17 protein-coding genes and 1 riboswitch are annotated in these 21,761 nt (G+C 67.3%); of the genes, 7 read left to right on the top strand and 10 right to left on the bottom strand.

Features of this window, described 5'->3' with window-relative positions:
- Positions 1-87 precede the first annotated feature (87 nt).
- The 3 genes from AC2A1N_RS08420 to AC2A1N_RS08410 form a co-directional block, all read right to left on the bottom strand.
- On the bottom strand, positions 88-2,832 hold the full coding sequence (locus tag AC2A1N_RS08420; protein ID WP_242892222.1) for a peptidoglycan-binding domain-containing protein: 2,745 nt from the start codon (positions 2,830-2,832) through the stop codon (positions 88-90).
- A gap of 60 nt (positions 2,833-2,892) precedes the next feature.
- A complete protein-coding gene (locus AC2A1N_RS08415) occupies positions 2,893-3,504 on the bottom strand; it encodes a lysozyme inhibitor LprI family protein (protein ID WP_242892219.1) in 612 nt (203 codons plus the stop codon).
- Positions 3,505-3,925: 421 nt separating this feature from the next.
- Positions 3,926-5,380: a SulP family inorganic anion transporter gene (locus AC2A1N_RS08410; protein WP_484372010.1), complete on the bottom strand. Its 1,455-nt coding sequence runs from the start codon at positions 5,378-5,380 to the stop codon at positions 3,926-3,928.
- A 208-nt stretch (positions 5,381-5,588) separates the two neighbouring features.
- Between AC2A1N_RS08410 and AC2A1N_RS08405 the strand changes: the two genes are divergently transcribed.
- Positions 5,589-6,569: a cation diffusion facilitator family transporter gene (locus tag AC2A1N_RS08405; RefSeq protein WP_242892201.1), complete on the top strand. Its 981-nt coding sequence runs from the start codon at positions 5,589-5,591 to the stop codon at positions 6,567-6,569.
- 111 nt (positions 6,570-6,680) lie between these two features.
- Positions 6,681-7,106 (top strand): organic hydroperoxide resistance protein, encoded by a 426-nt coding sequence (locus AC2A1N_RS08400; protein ID WP_061478828.1) that lies wholly within the window; start codon positions 6,681-6,683, stop codon positions 7,104-7,106.
- Between the two features lie 230 nt (positions 7,107-7,336).
- On the opposite strand, the gene mmsB is transcribed toward AC2A1N_RS08400, so the two are convergent.
- From mmsB to AC2A1N_RS08375, 5 genes are read right to left on the bottom strand one after another with little or no spacing between them, the layout of a single operon-like run.
- A complete protein-coding gene (mmsB, locus tag AC2A1N_RS08395) occupies positions 7,337-8,227 on the bottom strand; it encodes a 3-hydroxyisobutyrate dehydrogenase (protein WP_005420650.1) in 891 nt (296 codons plus the stop codon).
- Entirely contained in the window at positions 8,224-9,399 is a 1,176-nt protein-coding gene (locus AC2A1N_RS08390; protein WP_242892198.1) for an enoyl-CoA hydratase/isomerase family protein, read from the bottom strand. Before AC2A1N_RS08390 ends, mmsB begins: the two co-directional genes overlap by 4 nt.
- Positions 9,396-10,193, bottom strand: a complete 798-nt coding sequence (locus AC2A1N_RS08385) for an enoyl-CoA hydratase (protein WP_061478830.1) — start codon at positions 10,191-10,193, stop codon at positions 9,396-9,398. The genes AC2A1N_RS08390 and AC2A1N_RS08385 overlap by 4 nt, the downstream gene beginning before the upstream one ends.
- On the bottom strand, positions 10,190-11,356 hold the full coding sequence (locus AC2A1N_RS08380; protein ID WP_061478831.1) for an acyl-CoA dehydrogenase family protein: 1,167 nt from the start codon (positions 11,354-11,356) through the stop codon (positions 10,190-10,192). The genes AC2A1N_RS08385 and AC2A1N_RS08380 overlap by 4 nt, the downstream gene beginning before the upstream one ends.
- A gap of 14 nt (positions 11,357-11,370) precedes the next feature.
- On the bottom strand, positions 11,371-12,876 hold the full coding sequence (locus AC2A1N_RS08375) for a CoA-acylating methylmalonate-semialdehyde dehydrogenase (RefSeq protein WP_061478832.1): 1,506 nt from the start codon (positions 12,874-12,876) through the stop codon (positions 11,371-11,373).
- A gap of 115 nt (positions 12,877-12,991) precedes the next feature.
- Between AC2A1N_RS08375 and AC2A1N_RS08370 the strand changes: the two genes are divergently transcribed.
- Positions 12,992-14,359 (top strand): helix-turn-helix domain-containing protein, encoded by a 1,368-nt coding sequence (locus tag AC2A1N_RS08370; RefSeq protein WP_242892196.1) that lies wholly within the window; start codon positions 12,992-12,994, stop codon positions 14,357-14,359.
- A gap of 428 nt (positions 14,360-14,787) precedes the next feature.
- Here AC2A1N_RS08370 and AC2A1N_RS08365 read toward each other — a convergent pair whose 3' ends face one another.
- Positions 14,788-15,225, bottom strand: a complete 438-nt coding sequence (locus AC2A1N_RS08365) for a hypothetical protein (protein ID WP_242892194.1) — start codon at positions 15,223-15,225, stop codon at positions 14,788-14,790.
- A gap of 43 nt (positions 15,226-15,268) precedes the next feature.
- The gene (locus AC2A1N_RS08360) at positions 15,269-17,116 is read right to left on the bottom strand and encodes a patatin-like phospholipase family protein (protein ID WP_242892192.1); all 1,848 of its coding nucleotides are present in this window, start codon (positions 17,114-17,116) and stop codon (positions 15,269-15,271) included.
- A gap of 239 nt (positions 17,117-17,355) precedes the next feature.
- Here AC2A1N_RS08360 and AC2A1N_RS08355 point away from each other — a divergent pair, with 239 nt between their 5' ends.
- From AC2A1N_RS08355 to pncA, 4 genes are all read left to right on the top strand, one after another.
- Positions 17,356-18,405, top strand: a complete 1,050-nt coding sequence (locus tag AC2A1N_RS08355) for a bifunctional nicotinamide-nucleotide adenylyltransferase/Nudix hydroxylase (protein ID WP_219626892.1) — start codon at positions 17,356-17,358, stop codon at positions 18,403-18,405.
- Between the two features lie 65 nt (positions 18,406-18,470).
- The gene (locus AC2A1N_RS08350) at positions 18,471-19,880 is read left to right on the top strand and encodes a nicotinate phosphoribosyltransferase (protein WP_134968611.1); all 1,410 of its coding nucleotides are present in this window, start codon (positions 18,471-18,473) and stop codon (positions 19,878-19,880) included.
- A gap of 94 nt (positions 19,881-19,974) precedes the next feature.
- A riboswitch (cobalamin riboswitch) is annotated at positions 19,975-20,188 on the top strand.
- 139 nt (positions 20,189-20,327) lie between these two features.
- Positions 20,328-20,999, top strand: coding sequence for an epoxyqueuosine reductase QueH (locus tag AC2A1N_RS08345; RefSeq protein WP_061480745.1), 672 nt, complete (start codon positions 20,328-20,330; stop codon positions 20,997-20,999).
- Between the two features lie 55 nt (positions 21,000-21,054).
- The gene (pncA, locus tag AC2A1N_RS08340; protein WP_134968612.1) at positions 21,055-21,681 is read left to right on the top strand and encodes a bifunctional nicotinamidase/pyrazinamidase; all 627 of its coding nucleotides are present in this window, start codon (positions 21,055-21,057) and stop codon (positions 21,679-21,681) included.
- Positions 21,682-21,761: the final 80 nt, after the last annotated feature.

Below are 21,761 nucleotides of genomic sequence, written 5' to 3'. Positions count from 1 at the left end.
GAGATCAATAGTTTACACCGGACGGCTGAACGGCGGCGGGTGGCGCCGGGACTGGCCGCTCGACCGGCCCCGGGGTCGCCGCGTGGCTTACAACCCGCGGTTGCGCACCTGTTCCTGCTGCTGCTCCTGCGCACGCTGGTTGAACTGGCTGTCCAGCGCTTCGCTTTGCCGGCTGCTGGCCTCGACCGAGTGCGATACCGCCTGCTGGCGGTCGACGAAGGTCCGCTGCGCCGCCGGGTCGCCCAGCTCGCCCTGCACCGCAAACAGACCGGTGCCGTCGGGGCGGGCCACGACATGGTCGATCTGGCGCATCCCGGACACCTTGCTTTCGTACGCCAGCTGGCCGGCCGCCCGCTCAACCTCCTGCGGGTTGGCGAACAGTGGCTTCACGCCGGCCTGGGCACGCTGCTGCTCCAGCGCCTGCAGCTTGCCCAGCGCCTGGCCGAAGCGCGCGTTGTCGGCGTGCCCGGCGTCGCGCATGCTGGCCGGCGCCGCCGGTTCGGCCCGACCCGGTGCTGCCGGCGGGGTGCCGGCCTTGACCGCGTTGGGGGCATCGACCTGCGCCAGGGTCTTGCGGCCGGCCTTGCCATCGTCGTCCAGGCCGTTGTTGGCCTGGAACTGCTTGACCGCCGCAAAGGTGTCCTTGCCATACACACCATCGGCGTGCAGCGGCTTGCCATCGGCCCCGGCATAGCCCAGCGCCGCCAGCTTGCCCTGCAAGGCCTTGACCTCATCGCCGCGCTCGCCCTGCTTCAGCACGCCATCGGCCATCGGCGCCTGCTGTGCACTGCGTGCGGCCTGCGCGGCCTCGGGGCCCTGCGCGTGGACCTTGCCGCCCAGGGTGATGCGGTCATTGAGGATGTCGCCCAGATAGCGACGGTACTGGTCGGGCTCGACTTCGATGTGCGCGTGCACTGCACCCGGCGAGCCCACGTCCGACTGCCGCACCAGCGGCGCACCGTATTCGACGAAATCCCCGGTCTTGTATGGAATGGACCCGCGCGCGCCGTGCAGCACCTGGCCCACCAGTTCGCGGCGCGCGTCGCCGACCGGATGGCTGTAGATGCTGATGGAGTTGGTACCGTCGTTGTTGAGTTGGACGTAGCCGGCGACCGGACTGGGAACCATCAGATTGCGCCCGCCTGACCGGTCGGTCAGGATCAGGTCCTTCTGCACCAGCGGAATGTTGTTGACGTCGCCACGCCGGCGCACGGCCTCCAGCTCGCCCTCGACCATCTCCGCGCTACGGTCGACCCGGCTGGCATCGCCCGCGCGAACGGCAGCCGCGTTGGTGTTGGGGTGGTGGATCTTCAGTTCGCGGAACGCTTCTTCGCCACTGATACCGTGGCGCAGGATGCGGTTACTGCCGCCATTGCCGAACGGCTCTACCACCGAGATGCGCTCGCCGCCGGGTGCAGCAGCTGCAGCTGGCCCGCTGTGGCGTTCGGGTGCAGGTGCCGCGGCCGGTGCAGCAGGCGCAGCGGGTGCGGACGGTGTCGGCGTTGCAGGGCGGTGCTGTGCCGCTTCGGCCTGGATCGCACTGCGTGTGCCTGCGTCGGCCATGCCAGTGACCGGCAGATGGTGCTGTTGCTGGAACGTGTTGATGGCGTGCTGGCTACCTGTCCCCAGGTAACCATCGGCGGTAATCACTTTGCCCTGTGCATCGGTCAGCCCCAACGCCACCATGTCAGCCTGCAGCGCGCGCGCCTCGCGATCGATCGCACCCAGCGTTGCCGGACCGGCCTTGCCATCCACCGGGGTCAGGCCATGATCGCGCTGGAAGGCTTCGACGGCCTTCCGGGTAGTGGCATCGAACTGTCGGTCGGGATGGATGGCCTGCGCGCCTGCGCCGCCATAGCCCAGTGTGTGCAGGTTGTGTTCCAGCTTTTCCACCGCGCGGCCGCTTGAGCCCTCCTTCAGTACCTGCGGACCACCGCCACCGTGCCCGTGCGCTCGCGCCTGTTGCAGCGCCACCTGGATATCCGGGTCGCTGCCTTCGGTGGCGGGCGCGAAATCCCGGCGCCCCACCTTCAGGTGCGCGCGATCCATTTCGGCGGAATGCTGCGCATAGGCATCTTCATACCTGGCAGCGACATCGGCGGCAGCCAACCCGGCATAGGAAGGGGTGCGCTGGCGGATGGCAGCGGCCTGATCGCGCAGTTCCTGGTAGTCACCACCGCGCTTGAGCACCGCTTCCAGGTCATCCAGCCGACCCGGCAGCTGGTTGGCGGTCTTGGCAATCAATGCGATGGCCTCGAAGCGCTTGTCTTCGGCAATGCCGCTGCCATGCTTGTCCAGCATGGTCATGGCGATATTCGTGGCATTGCGCACTTGCGGGTAATCGATGTGGGTGTGAATCCACTGCTTGCCTTCCGCCGAGCCGGCCCAAGCATTGATGCTGTCACGCGTTGGTGCATCGATGAAGCGGATGGATGAGCGCTTTCCCTCGCCATTGCCGTGGCTGAGCAGATCCGCACGCAGGTCAGTGCGATCATGCGTGAAGGGCAGGTTGTGTGCCTTGGCGTAGGCGCTGGCCTGGTCGATGACCCCATCGACATACGTTGTCTCGCCCGGCTTCAGTTTGCGCTCCTGCGTCGCGCCCAGCGGCCACTCGCCACGTTGGCCGAAATCCACCTGAATGGTGCCCAGTGAATAGCCGCTGTTGTCCCTTACCGCACTGACCGTGCCCCATTGCGGCTCGTTCAGGTGCTTGGTGATGCCAGCAATGCTGAGGTGGTACGACGATCCACCACCTTCGGTGCCGCGTCCGACAGCAAAGAACACCGCGCCGGCAGTGGCGTCCAGGTTGCGGGTGTCAATATTGTTTGGCATGTCTTACTTCCTTGTCCGTGGAGGATTGACCGGTTGCCGTTGCCTGCTGGCGACCGTGGATCAGGGCGTCAGCACCCGCGTGTGCAGCTCGACAGCGCGGTTGGCATACCGGTTGATGCGGCACGACTGAGCATCCAGCATCGGCCCCACATGGTCGCTGGAAGGTGCACAGCGCTTTTCGGTATCTGCAGCCCAGTTGGCCTGCTCGTCCATCCAGCGGTCCTTGGCCGGGCCGTCGGGGCCGTCCATCAGTCGCGCGACCTGCGCTTCCAGCAGCGCCTTGTGGTGGGCGAGCTCGGCCGTATCGCAGGCTTCCAGCTGGTCGTCCATGCCGCGGGCGTCCTGCACGCAACGGGTGTATTCCGGACGCAGCGTTGCCTGGGTATACGAGGTATCCGGCGGCGCGCTCTGCGCCAGCAGCTGGTCGGCACGGTTGGCAACACGGTACAGGCGGCATTCCTGCGCGCCCTGCAGCTGCTGCACGCTGCCGTTGGGAACATCGCGGCAATAACGGTCTGTATCGCTGCGCCAGCTCGCCTGGCTGGCCTGGAACGCCGTCTGGGCAGCGGCGTCGAGCCCGGCCAGCGCCTTGCTGGCCGCCGCTTCGAGACGCGCTTCCTGGTAGGCAAGTTCGTCCTTGCCGCAGGCCTGGAGCTTGCCTGCATCTTCCACCCCATCCACACACCAGCCATAGGCTGGGCGCAGGCGACCCTCGGTGTAGGACGCATCCGGGTAGTGGGGGGAATCTGCCGATGCCGGGCCGGAAGGGGCTGTCGGCGATGCCGCAGCAATCGACGCGGGGGCCGCCGTTTCGGTCGATGCCTGGGAAGAAGGCGCCTGGCATGCGGTGAGCGCCAGGCACAGGGCCAACACCTTCCAACACCCACGGCCGACGCCGACCCGTTCGTTGCGCCCAAGCGCGTCCATTGCCTGCATTGCCTGTTTCTCCCTTGCGTGTCGCCAGCGGGTGCCGGCAGGGAGGGGCCGTCCATCGACCCCCATCACGCGGGCAATGCTACGACAGCGCCGGTTTCAGATGCCTGACCGGATTCAGAATGCGTGCACCTCGTCGCAGAAGCAGGATGCGTAAGCCTCAATGCGCGCCCGCGCGCCCGCCCACCTGTTCGATCAGCGTCTGGCTAGCCACATTGAGGCCCACCACCACCACCTCCGCCCCATGCGCGGCCAGCTTTTCCTGCGCACGTTCCAGCGCGGCCACTGCGGTCAGGTCCCACAGGTGGGCGTCACGCAGGTCGATCTGCACCTTCGGCGCGACGTGCTGGTAGTCAAACGCCGCGCCCAGCTGGCCGGCAGACGCAAAGAACACCTGCCCGCGTACGCGGTAGACCTGCGTGTCTCCGGCATCCTCGCGCTGCACCTCCAGCATGCGGCCGACCTTGCGGGCGAAGAACAGCGCCGACAGCAGCACGCCACTGAGCACGCCCTTGGCCAGGTCGTGGGTGGCCACGGTGACCACCACGGTCAGCAACATCACGGCCGAGGAACTGCGCGGATGCGTGCGCAGGTCGCGCAGCGAGCGCCAGCTGAAAGTGCCGATGCTGACCATGATCATCACCGCCACCAGCGCAGCCATCGGGATCTGCCGCACCAGGTCGCTGCCGTACACCACCAGCACCAGCAGCAGCACGCCGGCCACCAGGCAGGACAGGCGGCCGCGGCCACCAGACGTCACGTTGATGACCGACTGGCCGATCATCGCGCAGCCGGCCATGCCGCCGAGGAACCCGGTGACCGCGTTGGCCACGCCCTGGCCGACGCATTCGCGGTTGCGCTCGCTGGGCGTCTCGGTGATGTCCTCGACGATCTGCAGGGTCATCATCGATTCGAGCAAGCCGACCACGGCCAGCGTGGCCGACACCGGCAGCAGGATGCGCAGCGTTTCCCAGCTGAGCGGTACATCGGGGATGAGGAACTGCGGCAGGCTGTCCGGCAGCTGGCCCATGTCACCAACACTGCGCACGTCCACGCCAAAGCCGATCACTACGGCGGTGAGCACGACGATTGCCACCAGCGGCGAAGGCACAGCGCGGGTGAGGCGCGGCAGCAGGTAGATGATCGCCAGTGCGGCGGCACACAGCACGTAGACGGTGGGACCGCGGCCGATCAGTTCCGGCATCTGCGCCAGGAAGATCAGGATCGCCAGCGCGTTGACGAAGCCGGTGATGACCGAGCGCGAGACGAATCGCATCAGCGACCCAAGCTTGAACACACCGGCCAGCACCTGCAGCAGGCCGGCCAGGATGCTGGCGGCGAACAGGTACTGCAGGCCATGGTCCTTGACCAGGTCGACCATCACCAGCGCCATTGCACCGGTGGCGGCGGAGATCATGCCCGGCCGGCCGCCAGCGATGGCGGTGGCCACCGCGATGGAAAACGCGGCGTACAGGCCGACCTTGGGGTCGACGCCGGCGATGAGCGAGAAGGCGATGGCCTCGGGAATCAGGGCCAGGGCGACGACCATGCCGGACAGCAGATCACCACGGATGTTGCCGAGCCATTGCTGGCGCAGGGGGTAGGACGTTTGCATGGAAAAACTCCGCGCGCACGCGGGCGTGGCCGCATGGCGCTGCAGTGGAAAGACGCGGGTTCCTGAGCCGGGCGGGCCGGCTGCCGAGATGCGGCAAGGGTCAGGGTGGCGTGATCACTGCAGGCGGGAATCGGTACGTGGGAGGGACGCAGTCTACGGCACAGGGCTGCCAAGGGACAGCGTCGACAGTCCGCAACGGCAGCGGAGCATGGCTCCGCTCTACAATCGCGCCATGGCCACCGACCACGCACAGTTCTTCGATCCCGCCACCGAACAAGGCGTGCTGCGCCTGTCCATCGCAGGCTCACTGCTGCTGGCCGCGGCAGCGGTAGTGTTCGGCCTGCTGGCCAATTCCTCGCTGATCATCTTCGACGGCATCTACGGCCTGATCGATGTGGTGATGACCTGGCTGTCACTGCTGGTCGCGCGGCTGATCGCACTGTCCACCAGCACCGACGCGCTGCAGTCGCGGCTCAACCAGCGCTTCACCATGGGCTTCTGGCACCTGGAGCCGATCGTGCTGGGGGTGAGCGGCACGCTGATGATCGGCGCGGCGCTGTATGCGCTGGTCAATGCGGTCGACGCGCTGATGTCCGGCGGCCGCCACATCGCGCTCGGTCCGGCCATCGCCTTCGCCGGGTTGTCGATCGTCGGCGAAGGTGCGCTGGCCTGGTTCGTGCTGCGCGCCAACCGCCGCATCGGCTCGGAGTTCATCGCACTGGATGCGAAAAACTGGGTGATCGCGGCCAGCATGTCGGCCTGCTACCTGCTGGCCTTCCTCGGCGGCGTGCTGGTGCAGGGCACGTCCTGGGCCTGGGTCGGGCCGTACATCGACCCGGCCATCCTCGCCTTCGTCTGCGTGCTGGTGATGATCGCCCCGCTCGGCACCGTGCGCCGGGCGCTGGCCGGCATCCTGCTGGTCACCCCGCCGGAACTGCAGGCGCATGTGGATGCGGTGGCACGCGCGATCGTGGCCAGGCACGGCTTCGTTGAGCACCGCAGCTACGTCGCGCAGGTGGGGCGTGGCGAGCAGATCGAGCTGTTCTTTGTGGTGCCGGAAGACGACCCGCCGCGGCCCTTGGTGGAATGGGACCGGCTGCGCGACGAGATCGGCGAAGCGCTGGGCCAGGCCTCGCCGGACCGCTGGCTGACCATCATGTTCACCACCGACCGCGAGTGGACGATCTAGGCCGGCAGGACGATCGATCAAGTTTTTCGTACGCGTTGCAACCCAACGTACGCGGAAAGCGGGCAAAGTAGGCTCCAACGCAACACCCACCCACTGACCAGGAGCATCCCGATGTCCATCGAAAAGGTTCTGTACACCGCCCAGGCCACCTCTACCGGCGGCCGCGAAGGCCGTTCCGTCTCCTCCGACAACGTGCTGGACATCCAGCTGTCGACCCCGCGCGAGCTGGGCGGCGCCGGCGGCCCAGGCACCAACCCGGAACAACTGTTCGCCGCCGGCTACTCGGCCTGCTTCCTGGGTGCGCTGAAGTTCGTCGCCGGCCAGGCCAAGGTCGCGCTGCCGGCCGACACCACCGTCACCGGCAAGGTCGGCATCGGCCAGATCCCGACCGGTTTCGGCATCGAGGCCGAGCTGACCATCAACGTGCCGGGCGTGCCGCGCGAGCAGGTGGAAGAACTGGTGCAGAAGGCACACGTCGTGTGCCCGTACTCCAACGCCACCCGCGGCAATATTGATGTAACGCTGATCGTTGCCTGATGCGGTGCTGCCGGCCAACGGCCGGCACTACCCGCGCGCGGTGCAAAAAATGGGCGGATGCCGGTCGAAACCGAACATCCGCCCATCCCACCTCGGGTGGTCCCCGGCACGCGGCCGGGGACGCATTCGCTACGGCGCGCATCCATCCTTCTGGAGGAGAGCCCCCTTGTTGTTCAAGGGGGTGCGCCAACGGCGCGGGGATAAGGTGGAATGCGCGGACCAGCGACCGGTTACCGGTCGCTGGTGATGAGCTGCACGACGCTGGAGAAATCCAGCTTGCCGCGGCCGGCCTGGTGGTTCATCGAGTACAGGTTGCGGGCCACTTCGCCCAGCGGGATCGAGGCACCGACACTCATCGCCGCTTCCACCGCCAGGCCCATGTCCTTCAGCATCAGATCGCTGCCGAAACCGCCGCTGTAGCCGCGCGAGGCCGGCGCATTTTCCAGCACGCCCGGCCACGGGTTGCACACTTCGGTGGCCCAGCTGCGGCCGGTGCTGACCGCCATCATCTGCGACAGCACCTTCGGGTCCAGCCCGTGCGCCACGCCCAGTGCGATGGCTTCACCGGTCACCGCCATGATCACGCCCAGCGCCATGTTGTTGCACAGCTTGGCGACCTGGCCGGCACCGCTGGCGCCGACATGGAAGATGTTCTTGCCCATCGCCTGCAGCACCGGGCGAGCGCGTTCCAGCGCGTCCTCTTCGCCACCGACGATGAAGGTCAGGGTGCCGGCCTGGGCGCCAGCGGTACCGCCGGAGACCGGCGCGTCGATCATCTGCAGGCCACGCGCGGCGGCCGCTTCGGAAACCTTGCGGGCACTGGCCGGTGCGATCGTGCTGCAGTCGATGACCAGTGCACCGGCCGGGATCGCGGCGAGGATGCCGTCATCGCCCAGGTACACACCTTCAACGTGGCGGCTGGCCGGCAGCATCGAGATCACGACCTCCGCATCGGCCAGGGTATCGCGTGCCGACGACGCCGCGCTGGCACCGGCATCGACGGCGGCCTGCACCGCGGCCGGGACCAGATCGAACACGCGCACGGTGTGGCCGTTCTTGACCAGATTGGCGGCCATCGGGCCACCCATGTTGCCCAACCCGATGAATGCAATGCGGCTCATGCAAGGCTCCTTTCAACAAGGGGAGTGCCCAGGTCGGCCAGCGGATGCGCGGCAGCGGCCCAGGGGGAAGCAAAGAAGGTGTCGGCCCACGCACAGGTGGCCTCGGCCAGGGTGGCCGGGTTCCACTGCGGATTGCGGTCCTTGTCGATCAGCAGCGCGCGGATGCCTTCGGCGAAATCACCATGGGCGGCGCAATGCAGGGCGACGATGTACTCCAGGCGGTAGATTGCGGCCAGATCCTGGCCGGCACTGCGGCGCTGCAGCTCGTACGACAACCGTGCTGACCCAGGTGCCCCGGCGGCGAGCGTTTTCTGTGCCGCCTGCAACCACGCATCATCGGTCTGCAGGCCGGCAATGCGCGCGACAATGGCTTCAAGGTCATCGCCTTCGCACAACGCATCGACCTGCGCCGCGTTGGCCAGCAGCGGACCGGTGGCGGCATCGCTGGCATGCGACTGCAGCAGATGGGTCAGGCGTTCGTGGTTGTGTGCTGGCTCACTGGACCAGGCCACCTGCAGCAGCGCATCGAACACCGCACTGCGGCGCTCTTCGGGCACATGTACATCGGCCAGGCCAGCGTAGATGGCATCGCCCGGGTTGAGCAGCGCCCCGGTCAGGGCCAGGAACAGCCCGCCCTTGCCCGGCACGCGCGGCAGCAGCCAGCTGCCACCGACATCAGGGAACAGGCCAACGGTGATTTCCGGGAAGGCCAGCTTGGAGCGCTCGCTGACCACACGATGGCTGGCGCCGGACATCAGGCCGATACCGCCGCCCATCACGATGCCGTGGCCCCAGCACAGGATCGGCTTGGCGTAGGTGTGGATGAGGTAATCGACGCGGTACTCGACGTCGAAGAACTCGGCGGCGTAGTCGTTCTCGCGGATGTCGCTGCGGCCGGCCTCACGGAAGGCGACCATGGCCTTGTACAGGCTGTGCAGGTCGCCGCCAGCGCAGAACGCCTTCTCGCCAGCACCCTGCAGCACGACCATGGCGATGCCGTCGTCGTCGGCCCAGGCGTTCAACTGCTCCAGCAGCAGGTGTGCCATCGGCAGCGAGAAGCCATTGAGCATGCGCGGCGCGTTGAGCGTGGCGATGCCGATGCGCATGCCGTTACCGGCCACGCGCTCCTCGAACAGCACCGGTGCGTCGTCGGCAGCGGTGTCGGTGCTCATGCGTTCTTCCACTGCGCGGCGCGCTTTTCCAGGAAGGCAGTCACGCCCTCGACCTGGTCGGCGGTGTCGAACAGATCGACGAAGGCTTCGCGCTCGGCCACCAGCGCCGAGGCGTGGGTGCCGGTGCGGGTGGCCTGTACCAGCGTCTTGCAGGCGGCGATGCTGGTCGGGCTCTGCTTGCCGGCCTTTTTCGCCCATTCCAGCGCCAGTGCCTTGGCTTCGCCCTTGCCGACCTTTTCTTCGGCCAGGCCGATGCGCAGCGCGGTCTCGGCATTGATGCGCTCGCCCAGCAGGATCATGCGCTTGGCCCAGCCCTCGCCGACCAGGCGCGGCAGGTTCTGGGTGCCGCCAGCACACGGCAGCAGGCCGACGGTGGCCTCCGGCAGCGCCACCTGGGCGTGGTCTTCGATGATGCGCAGGTCGCAGGCCAGCGCGCATTCCAGGCCTCCGCCCATCGCGTAGCCGTTGATCGCGGCGATCGACACGCCACGGAAACCGGACAGCGCCTCGAAGGCTTCGCCGAAACGGCGCGCGGCTTCGCGCGCTGCGGCCTTGTCGCCGGAAGCGAACTGGTTGAGGTCGGCACCGGCGGAGAAGAACTTCTCGCCGTCACCGGTGATCACCAGCGCGTAGATGTCGCGGTCTGCGTTGAGCGCGCCGACCAGGTCGCGCAGCGCCGACAGGCTGTGCACGGTCCAGGTGTGCGCCGGCGGGTTGTGCAGGGTAACCACGGCGGTGTGGCCATCGACCTCCACCTTCAGGCCCACGTGCTCCTGGGTACGCCAATCCTTCATCGCAGTTCCTCTTCGGTGTTGAGCAGGTGACGGGCAACGATCACCCGCATGATCTCGTTGGTGCCTTCCAGGATCTGGTGCACGCGGCAGTCACGCAGCAGGCGCTCGATCGGGTACTCGCGGATGTAGCCGTAGCCCCCGTGGATCTGCAGCGCTTCGTTGCAGACGTTGAAACCCGCATCGGTAGCAAAACGTTTGGCCATCGCGCACCACACATTGGCATCGCTGGCACCGGCATCGAGCTTGCGTGCGGCGGTATGCACCATCTGCCGCGCGGCCACCAGCTGGGTGACCATGTCGGCCAGCTTGAACTGCAGCGCCTGGAACTCGGCCAGCGCCTTGCCGAACTGGCGGCGCTCGCCCATGTAGCGGCGCGCGGCATCCAGCGCGCCCTGCGCGGCACCCAGCGAGCAGGCAGCAATGTTGATGCGGCCACCATCCAGCCCCTTCATCGCCAGCTTGAAGCCGCCGCCTTCCTCTCCCAGAAGGTGGCTGACCGGCACGCGGACGTTTTCGAAGGTGATGCCACGGGTGGGCTGGCTGTTCCAGCCCATCTTCTCTTCCTTGCGGCCGAAGCTGATGCCCGGCAGGTCCGACGGCACTGCAATGGCGCTGACGCCGCCGGCGCCGGCACCGCCGGTACGTGCCATCACCACCAGCAGTTCGGTGGCACCGGCGCCGGAGATGAAGGCCTTCGAGCCGTTCAGCACATAGAAGTCACCGTCGCGCACGGCGGTGGTCTTCAGCGAGGCCGCATCGGAACCGGCTCCCGGTTCGGTCAGGCAGTACGAGGCCAGCTTGTTGCCCGAGGACAGGTCAGTGCCCCACGCATCGCGCAGTGCTGGCTGGCCCCACGTGGACACCATCCACGAGGCCATGTTGTGGATGCTGATGTAGGCCGCAGTCGACGGATCGATGTTGGCGAGCTCCTCGATGACGACGGCGGCGTCCAGCCGGCTCAGGCCGCTGCCGCCCACTTCCGGGTCCATGTACAGACCGCAGAAGCCCAGTTCACCGGCCTTGGCGATCGCCTCGCGCGGAAAGATGCCCTCCGCATCCCATCGCGCGGCGTGCGGTGCCAGTTCGGCCAGTGCGAAGTCGCGCGCTGCCTCGCGGTACGCCTGCTGCGCTTCTTCCAGTTCCGTCGTCATCGAGTGGCTCATGGCTGCTCCTGCCGTTACTTCAGGCTGATCGTGGTGTTGACGCCGTGGCTCAGCGTTTCGTCATCGAACCAGCGCGCGGTGACCGTCTTGGTCTGGGTGTAGAACAGCACCACCTGCTTGCCGTACGGGCCCAGGTCGCCCAGCTTGGAGGCGCGCGAACCGGTGAACGAGAACAGCGGCACCGGCACCGGGATCGGCACGTTGATGCCGACCTGGCCGACGTCGATGTCTTCCTGGAACTTGCGCGCGGCCGCGCCGGACTGGGTGAACAGTGCGGTGCCGTTGCCGTTCGGGTTGCTGTTGACCATCGCGATGGCGTCTTCCAGCGTCTCCGCTTCGAGGATGACCAGCACCGGCCCGAAGATTTCTTCCTGGTAGATGCGCATGTCGGTGGTGACACCGGCAAAGATGGTCGGACCGACGAAGTTGCCCTTCTCGAAGCCATCCACCTGCGGCCTGCGGCCATCGAGCACCAGCTTGGCGCCCTGCTCCACGCCCGAGGCGATCAGGCCTTCCACGCGCTCGCGAGCGCTGCAGGAAATGACCGGGCCGACGTCGGTGCCGGACACGGTGCCGGCGCTCACCTTCAGGGTCTTGGCCTTTTCGACCAGATCCTGCACCCAGTTGCGCGCTTCACCGACCAGCACCAGGGTGGAGGCGGCCATGCAACGCTGGCCCGCGGCGCCGAAGGCCGCACCGACCATCGCGTTGAGGGTCTGTTCCTTGTTGGCGTCCGGCAGCACCACGGCGTGGTTCTTGGCGCCCATCATGCACTGCACGCGCTTGCCGGCCAGCGAGGCACGGTTGTACACGTGGGTGCCGACGCGGGTGGAACCGACGAACGACACGGCCTTGATGTCCGGGTGGTCGCAGATCGCGTTGACCACTTCTTCGCCACCGTGGACGACGTTCAGCACGCCCTTCGGAATGCCGGCTTCCAGGGCAAGCTCGACCAGGCGCATGGTGACCATCGGGTCCTGCTCGGACGGCTTGAGGATGAAGGTGTTGCCCGTTGCAATCGCCATCGGGAACATCCACAGCGGGATCATCGCCGGGAAGTTGAACGGTGTGATGCCGGCGCACACGCCCAGCGGCTGCATGATCGTGTAGGTGTCCACGCCATTGGCCACGTTGTTGGCCAGCTCGCCCAGCTGCAGGTTGCCGATGGCGGCGGCGTGCTCGACCACTTCCAGGCCGCGGAACACATCGCCTTCGGCGTCGGGCAGAGTCTTGCCCTGTTCGGCGGTGAGGATGTGGGCCAGCTCGCTCATGTTCTCGCGGATCAGCTGCTGGTACTTCAGGAAGATGCGCGCGCGGGTGCCGATCGGGGTCTTGCGCCAGGTCTTGAAGGCTTCCTTGGCGGCGGCGACGGCGGCGTCCACTTCGCCGGTGGTGGCGAAGGGCACCTTGGCCAGCACGTCCTGGGTGGCCGGATTGATCACGTCCTGCCAGTGGGAGGTGGCCGATTCAACGAACTGGCCATCGATCAGCATGCGGATACGGGGCGCTGCAACAGTCATGACGACAATCCCACAGGGTGCGAAAGATGCTTGGCATTATTCACAGCATCCACCTCGATTTCCGGGCTGAATCCGCTTAATCTGGCCAACACGCCCCACGATTCCTGTTAATTCTGTGAATTCCTCAGCTCCCCAGCGGCAACTCGGCCTGCGCCTGCTGCGGCTGCGCGAACAGCGCGGCTACAGCCAGGTTGACCTGGCGCGGGCACTGGGGTTGTCGGCCAGCTACCTGAACCAGATTGAGCGCAACAAGCGTCCACTGACCCCGGCCGTGCAGAAGAAGCTGGGCCAGGTACTCGGGGATGTTTCGGCGCTGTTCGACGAAGATGAGCCCGCCGCGCTGCAGGAAGCGCTGGGCGAGACCCTGCGCGACCTGGGCCTGGCCGAAGTCAGTGCCACCGAACTGCGCGCCCTGGCGGGCAACCTGCCGCAGGTCAGCCGTGCGCTGCTGGACCTGCACCGCCGCCACCTGGCACTGCGCGAGCATGCCGCCGCGCTGGAGTTCCAGCTGGGCGAGCCCGGCGCCGGCAGCACCCTGCCGGCCGGCGACCAGGTGCGCGAGTTCTTCAACCGCATGCACAACCATATTCCCGAGCTGGACGAACTGGCCGAGCGCCTGTTCGCCGAGTGGGGGCTATCGCCTGGGCATGTGGCGCCGCGCTTGCGCCAGCTGCTGGCCGACCGCCACGGCGTGCTGGTGGAAGTGGCCGCACTGCAGGCCGGGCGCGAGAAGCGCCATTACGATGCCGGCACGCGCCGGTTGTGGCTGCCGGACTACCTGGAGCCAGGCCAGCAGGCGTTCCAGATGGCCGCCGAACTGGCCCTGCACGGCTACCTGCCGCAGATCGACGCGGTGGTGGCGCGTGCGGGCTTCACCGATGACGCGCGCGTCGCGCAGGCGCGGGTGGGTCTTTCGAACTACTTCGCCGGCGCGCTGGTCATGCCCTACATGCGCTTCCTGCGTGCGGCCGAGGCCAGCAGCTACGACATCGAACTGCTGGCGCACCAGTTCGGCGTCGGCTTCGAGGCGGTCTGCCACCGGCTGAGCACGCTGGCACGGCGCAGTGCGCCCGGCCTGCCGTTCTTCTTCATCCGCGTGGACCGCGCGGGCAACGTATCCAAGCGCCATTCGGCCACCGACTTCCATTTCTCGCAGGTGGGTGGCTCGTGCCCGCTGTGGATCGTCTACGAGGCGTTCAACCAGCCAGGCCGCATCCTTACCCAGACCGCGCGCATGCCCGATGGCCGCCGCCATTTCTGGCTGGCACGGCAGGTCAGCAGTGGCCCGGTGGGCCATGGCCAGCCGCGCAAGACCTTCGCGGTGGCGCTGGGCTGCGATCTGCAGCATGCCGAGCGGCTGGTGTATTCACTGGGGCTGGATGTGCAGAGCCCGGGCAATTCGGTATCGATCGGGCCGGGTTGCCGGGTGTGCCCGCGCGAGGACTGCATGCAGCGCGCGTTCGCGCAGTTGCCGGGCCGGTAGGGTTGGTTCGGCAGGGCTGCGCTCTGCAACCGTGGTAGTACCGGCCGCTGGCCGGCAACCTAAAAAGCAACAGCGGGCTTTCCGTGGGTTGGCGGAGTGGGTCCGGTTGCGGGGGACGCTGCAAGTACCCCTCCGGGGCCCGGCCCAGCCGCTGGCGGCTGTGCGTTCGGGCGCTTGCGAAGCAGTGCTTCGCAAGCAAAGCGCCCTCACCCATGTAAGCTCGGTCGCCGCTTGCTCGTGTGCGCTGTCCTGCGCACACGGCAAGACCGGGGTTGGGCGTCCTGCCCAACCCGCCCGAGGCACGCCTCGGGCCCATGCGGCTCACGCCCCCTGCAACCGGCCCCCCCCATCCGGATGAATTCTCAGTCTGGAATGCATCCACGCGTGGCGTGGCTCTACTGGTAGGTGCCAACCCTGGTTGGCGCGTTTTAGTCCCAGAACACGGTCAGTACGCGGTGGCCTTCCGAGGGTTTGGGGGCGTCGACGTGCTCGCCGTACGGCCAGCCTTCGCCCACACCGTCGCATTCCAGACCCTGCAGCCAGCCTTCCACGGTCTCGACGTCGGCACTGGTCAGCACATGCACGTTCTCGGCAGCAGGCCATTCGCTGTCGTCTTCCAATGCACTGCCCCAGTCCTGGTGCAGGCCGACGTACACGCCTTCCACTTCAGGCTTCGCTGCAATCACGGCCAGGCGCGCGTACAGCTCGGCAATCGGCGGGCGACCGAAACCCCATTGGTTGGGCGCGATGCATTCTTCGAAATCATTGCCTTCGAAGTACGCAGCCAGTGGCACCACCGGCAGGTGTTCCGGGTCGCGAGTATCGAGGCGTTCAAGCAGATCCAGCAGTTCCTGGCGGGCAGACATCCACAGCTCCTTGCAACATGAAGCACGATTGTATTGATCGCGCTCAGTAGATCGGCGTCACCTTCATCTGCGGCAGCGGGCGCGGTGCGCCGTCGGTCAGGTCCGGGCCAAGGTCCTCCCAGGTGCGGCCCTGCTCGACCATCTGCGCCCACAGCTGCTGCGAGCCGCGACGCTTGTCTTCCGAGCCGAGCTTGTACGACGGCGGTGCCGGATCGCCACGGGCAACCATCGAGTACGCCGCGCGATAGGCCAGCACCTGCTGCGCCGGGTCGTCGGTACGCGCCACTTCCAACGTGTAGCGCTGATAGGCCGAGGCCAGGTTGCGCCAGCGGATCCAGTAGTGGTTCCCGAACGAGAACGAACAGAAGCGCGCGCCCGCCAGGCTGCCCTTGTCGGCGATGCGGGTCAGCACCTCCTGCGGCATGTCCAGGTTCATGCCGCCTTCGTCGCCCTGCAGGCTGACGTGCACGATACGGTCGCGGTAACCCGGCGCGCGTGCCTGCAGCAGGTCACGCCAGTTCTGCATGGTCGCCACGACTGCGAACAGGAAGCGCCCCAGCTCGGCTGCGGCGAGCGGCGTGGCAATGGACTGGTAATGCCGTTGCCATCCGTGGCGGTTTTCGGTGGGCAGGAACACGGCACGTTCCAGCGCCTGTCGGCCATCACTGCCGCGGCCCACGTCCTCGGCATGCTGCGGGTAGACCAGGTTGATGGCGAAGGTCGGCCAGCGCGGTAGCGCGGCATCAAACAGATGGATCGGGAAGTTGCTGCTGATGCCGCCATCGGAGAACCAGCAGATGCGGAACGCGGTGATCACCGGGCCGCAGGTCTGCCCGGCGCTGGTCAGCCCTTCCATGCTGTCGGCCACGTTGTGTTCCTCGTCGGCGGCAGGTGCAGTGGGTTCGCAGCGGCGTTCGCGGCGCGAGGGCTCATGCAGCGGCACCGCGCTGATCAGCAACGGGAAGCTCAGGCTCATGCGCGTGGCCACCAGCACCGGCAGCTTCGAACCCTGCGGCAGGTGGTAGTACCGGCGCCCTTCCACCTCCAGCGGCGGGCCGGCCTGCGTCACCAGCCACTGCACCACGCTGGCGGGGAACAACTGCTCGAATTCCTCGCGCAGGAACCAGAACTGTGCGCCGCCCAGCGGCAGTGTGCGTGGTTCGTTGTGCGACACGCAGGTGGTGATCATCTGCAGGCTGATCGCATGCGGGCTGTCCGGCTCGCCGGCATAGCGAGGCGCGTCGTGCAGGTCGGCAAAGGTCAGCGGTGCATCCAGCGGCTTGCCGGACAACTGCTGCAGGCATTCATGCAGCCACTCGGTCAATGCCGGTTTACGTGCATCGCGACCGAGGCCACTGCACAGGCCCAGCAGGTTGCGCCGGGCCACGCGCGCCACGCGCAGCGCGGCTCCGGCCACGCCTGCACCGTAGGCGCACAGCAGCGACGGCAGCAGCGTCGCGGCCACGCCGCTCCAGCCACCGCCCCACCCGCCCAGACCGAGCAGCAGCGCCAGCGACACCAGCACTTCCAGCGGCGCGATCTCGAGTACCGCCACCGCCAGGCACAGCAGTTTGTGCGGCAAGCTGGCATTGCCGGTCAGCACCACCAGCAGCCGATAGGCCGCACGCGCGCCCCGCGCCGGTTGGAACAGGCTGTAGATGAACCCCCGCCGCGACAACTGCGCCGACACCGCCGACAGCCCGCCATAACCGGCATCACCGGCCAGGTGCTCGCCGGCCTGCTGGCGGCGATCACCGTATGCCGCCGCAGCCGCTACCGCCGCAGCGATGGCGCCAGCGGAGGTGCCGCCGATGCTCTTGAACCGATACTCGCGTGCCAGCGCCAGTACCGCATTGGGGTACACGATGCCGCTGGTGATGCCGCCTTTCATGACCAGATCGCAGTACTTGTCCGCCACCGTCTTGCCCCCGAGCCTACCGTCCGCCGCGTGGATGCCAGTATGGCGCAGCGGCTTCTCAGGGCCTGAGAACACCACCGCAGTCCGGGCAGGAATCTGCGGCGTTCAGCCGATGGCAGGCCTGCAGGCTTGACCGGCTCCACCATCGGCGTAGCATCTGCAGCAAGCCAAGGGACAGACCCGCGGCTGCCACAACGACATGAGGGATTCTCATGGAATTCGACTATCTCGTCTTCATCGGGCGATTCGAGCCCTTCCACAACGGCCACGCCGCCGTTGCCCGCCTGGCCCTGAGCCGGGCCCGCAAGCTGATCTTCCTGGTCGGCTCTGCCGATACCCCCCGCAGCCTCCGCAATCCCTGGACCGTGGCCGAACGCGCCGTGATGATCCAGGCCGCCCTCGATGGCCACGCCGACCGCCTGCTGATCCGCCCGCTGCGTGACCACCTGTACAACGAAGCACAGTGGATCGCCAATGTGCAGCGCCAGGTGGCCGACGCCCTGCGCAACGACGGTGCCGCCGCTGATGCAAAGGTGGGCCTGATCGGCATGGACAAGGATGCTTCCAGCTACTACCTGCGGGAGTTCCCGCAATGGCCGCTGGTGGACGTGCAGCACACCGCCACCCTGTCGGCCACCGAGCTGCGGCGCTACCTGTTCGAAGCCGGCGACGTCGACTTCCACGGCGCGCTGCTGATGCTGCGTGGCAATGTGCCGGCGCCGGTGTACGACATGCTCGAAGCGTTCCGCAAAAGCGCGCCTGCGTATGCCCAGCTGGTGGCCGAGTACCGCTTCATCGAACAGTACAAGGCCGCCTGGAAGGATGCGCCCTACGCGCCCACCTTCGTCACCACCGATGCGGTGGTGGTGCATTCGGGCCACGTGCTGCTGGTACGGCGCCGTTCGGAGCCCGGCAAGGGCCTGTGGGCGCTGCCCGGCGGTTTCGTTGGCCAGGAGCAGAGCCTGCTGGACAGTTGCCTGCGCGAACTGCGCGAGGAAACCCGGCTGAAGATTCCGCTGCCGGTGCTGAAGGGTTCGCTGAAGGGCCAGCAGGTATTCGACCACCCCGACCGCAGCCAGCGCGGCCGCACCATCACCCACGGTTTCCACTTCGAATTCCCGGCCGGCGAACTGCCGCCGGTGCGCGGTGGCGACGACGCCGACAAGGCGCGCTGGATACCGGTGAGTGAGGCGTTGGACATGGGCCCGCAATTGTTCGAAGACCACCTGCACATCCTGGAGTATTTCCTCGGCCGCGGCTGACCTGCCCGGCTCTCCCCACCGGCGGATAGACCGCTGGTGTCACTCGACGCGAAGGAGCTTCCGTCATGCACTACCTCGATAACCTTCTTCTCAACACCGACAGCTACAAGGCCAGCCATTGGCTGCAGTACCCGCCGGGTACCGATGCCACGTTCTTCTACGTGGAATCACGTGGCGGCCTGCACGATCGCACGGTGTTCTTCGGCCTGCAGGCGATCCTCAAGGACGCCCTGGCACGGCCGGTCACCCACGCTGACATCGACGACGCTGCTGCGGTATTCGCCGCCCATGGCGAGCCGTTCAACGAAGCCGGCTGGCGCGATATCGTCGATCGGCTCGGCGGCCACCTGCCGGTGCGCATCCGTGCCGTGCCCGAGGGCAGCGTGGTACCCACCCACCAGGCACTGATGACCGTCGAGTCGACCGACCCGGCTGCGTTCTGGGTGCCGTCGTACCTGGAAACACTGCTGCTGCGCGTGTGGTACCCGGTCACCGTGGCCACCATCAGCTGGCATGCACGGCAGACCATTGCTGCGTTCCTGCAGCAGACCAGCGACGATCCGCAGGGGCAGCTGCCGTTCAAGCTGCACGACTTCGGCGCCCGCGGTGTATCGAGCCTGGAATCGGCCGCGCTGGGTGGTGCCGCACACCTGGTCAACTTCCTCGGCACCGACACCGTATCGGCCCTGTGCCTGGCCCGCGCGCACTATCACGCGCCAATGGCCGGTTATTCGATTCCTGCCGCCGAGCACAGCACCATCACCAGTTGGGGCCGCGAGCGCGAAGTGGACGCCTACCGCAACATGCTGCGCCAGTTCGGCAAGCCGGGCGCGATCGTGGCAGTGGTGTCGGACAGCTATGACATCTACCGCGCGATCAGTGAGCACTGGGGCACGACGCTGCGTGATGAAGTGATCGCTTCGGGCGCCACCCTGGTCGTCCGCCCCGACTCGGGTGACCCGGTGGAGGTGGTGGCCGAAAGCCTGCGCCGGCTGGATGAAGCGTTCGGCCATACCCTCAACGGCAAGGGCTACCGCGTACTCAACCACGTGCGGGTGATCCAGGGCGATGGCATCACCCCGGATACGATCCGCGCCATCCTGCAGCGCATCACCGGCGACGGCTATTCGGCCGACAACGTGGCCTTCGGCATGGGCGGCGCGCTGTTGCAGCGGCTGGACCGCGACACCCAGAAGTTCGCGCTGAAGTGCTCGGCAGCACGGGTCGAGGGTGCGTGGATCGACGTCTACAAGGACCCGGTCACCGATGCCGGCAAGACCAGCAAGCGTGGCCGCATGCGCCTGCTGCGGCGCCTGGATGACGGCAGCCTGCACACGGTGGCGTTGCCTCCCAGCGGTGACGAGGCGCTGCCGACCGGCTTCGAGGATGCGATGGTGACCGTGTGGGAGAACGGGCGCCTGCTGCACGACCAGCGCTTGGATGAGATCCGCACGCGGGCTGCGGCGGGGCATTGACCGCGTATCCCGGGGCCAGCGCCCGTTGCCACGCAACGGGCTCCAGACCCTGCGCTCTTGACCGGCGCCACCAACAGGTCCACCTTGCACACGCCGAAGGTATCCCTGCCGTGGCTGGATGGCGGCAGGGAGTTAAACGGGAATCCGGTGAAGGCGCTTCGTGCGCCCATTCCGGAGCTGCCCCGCAGCGGTGAATGGAAACGAATCCTGCCAACAGCACTGGGCTCGCGCCTGGGAAGCGGCAGGGAGTAGGTGGGCTGCGGCCCGTGTCCATCAGCCCGAATATCGGCCCCGGCCGGGGGACACGACCGTCCCCTGATTCGACCTGGACTCTCCGCGGGGAGGGTGCCGGGGCCATCGCCAGCCTGCATGCGCAGGCGGCGTGGCCGCGCGCGTCCTGTTCACGGTAACCGGCCAGACCGCTCCCACGCCCTGACGCACGCCACGATGACCGAGTTCCAACGCCCCACCCTGACCCTGCCCGCCGATGGCAAGCGCCTGCTGCTGCATTCTTGCTGCGCGCCGTGCTCGGGCGAAGTGATGGAGGCGATCACCGCTTCCGGGATCGACTACGCGATCTTCTTCTACAACCCCAACATCCACCCGGTGAAGGAGTACGAGCTGCGCAAGCAGGAGAACATCCGCTTCGCCGAGCAGCACGGCATCCCGTTCATCGACTGCGACTACGACACCGACAACTGGTTCAGCCGCGCGCGTGGCATGGAGAACGAGCCCGAGCGCGGCATCCGCTGCACGATGTGCTTCGACATGCGTTTCGAACGCACCGCGCTGTACGCGCACGAGCACGGCTACGACACCATCAGTTCGTCGCTGGGCATCTCGCGCTGGAAGAACATGGCGCAGATCAACGACTGCGGCATCCGTGCGGCGTCGCGCTATGAAGGCCTGCAGTACTGGGACTACAACTGGCGCAAGGGCGGCGGTGCCAGCCGCATGATCGAGATCAGCAAGCGCGAGCAGTTCTACCAGCAGGAGTACTGCGGCTGCGTGTACTCGCTGCGCGATGCCAACCGCCATCGCCGAGAGAACGGCCGCGAGCGGATCCGGATCGGCCTGCTGTACTACGGGCAGGACGCTGAGGCGCCGCAGGGCGATTGACGTGCAGGCATGGGGCGGCCACGCTGGTCGCCCTTTCTGATGTAGTGGATCTGCCATGACTGTCCTGCCCGCCGATGTCGCCCTGCTGGTGATCGACCTGCAGCCGGACTTCATGCCGGGCGGTGCGCTGGCCTGCGACCAGGGCGATGCGCTGGTGGCACCGATTGCCGATCTGTTGGCGCAGCGCCGCTACCGCACCGTGGTGGCGACCCAGGACTGGCACCCGGCCGACCACGCCTCGTTCGCCAGCCAGCACCCCGGCAAGCGACCGTTCGAGACCATCCTGCTGCACGCGCAGCCACAGACCCTGTGGCCCGACCATTGCGTGCAGGGCAGCGATGGCGCCGCGCTGCACCCGGGCGTGGACTGGACCGTGGCCGACCTGATCCTGCGCAAGGGCACCCGCCCACAGGTGGATTCGTACAGCGCCTTCCGCGAGAACCACGGCCCCGATGGCGAGCGCCCGGCTACCGGCCTGGCCGGCTGGCTGCATGAGCGCCGCATCCGCGAAGTGCACGTGTGCGGCCTGGCACGCGACTACTGCGTGCTGTGGAGCGCGCAGGACGCGGTGAAATCCGGCTTCCGGGTGAAGTTCCTGTGGGACCTGACCCGGCCGGTGACCGAAGCCAACGACGCGATGGTGCGCGAAGCGCTGGGCAAGGCGGGGATCGCGATCGTCTGAGGCGTGACCGCCGGGCATGGCCCGGCGCTACCGCGCACGTCGCTTATGCCGCTTGCGCGCTCCTGCCCACAACAACACAA

This window comes from Stenotrophomonas maltophilia group sp. SKK55, from assembly GCF_057179845.1.
The sequence above is the reverse complement of the archived record's forward strand: the minus strand, read 5'-3'. Positions and strand labels throughout refer to the sequence as shown.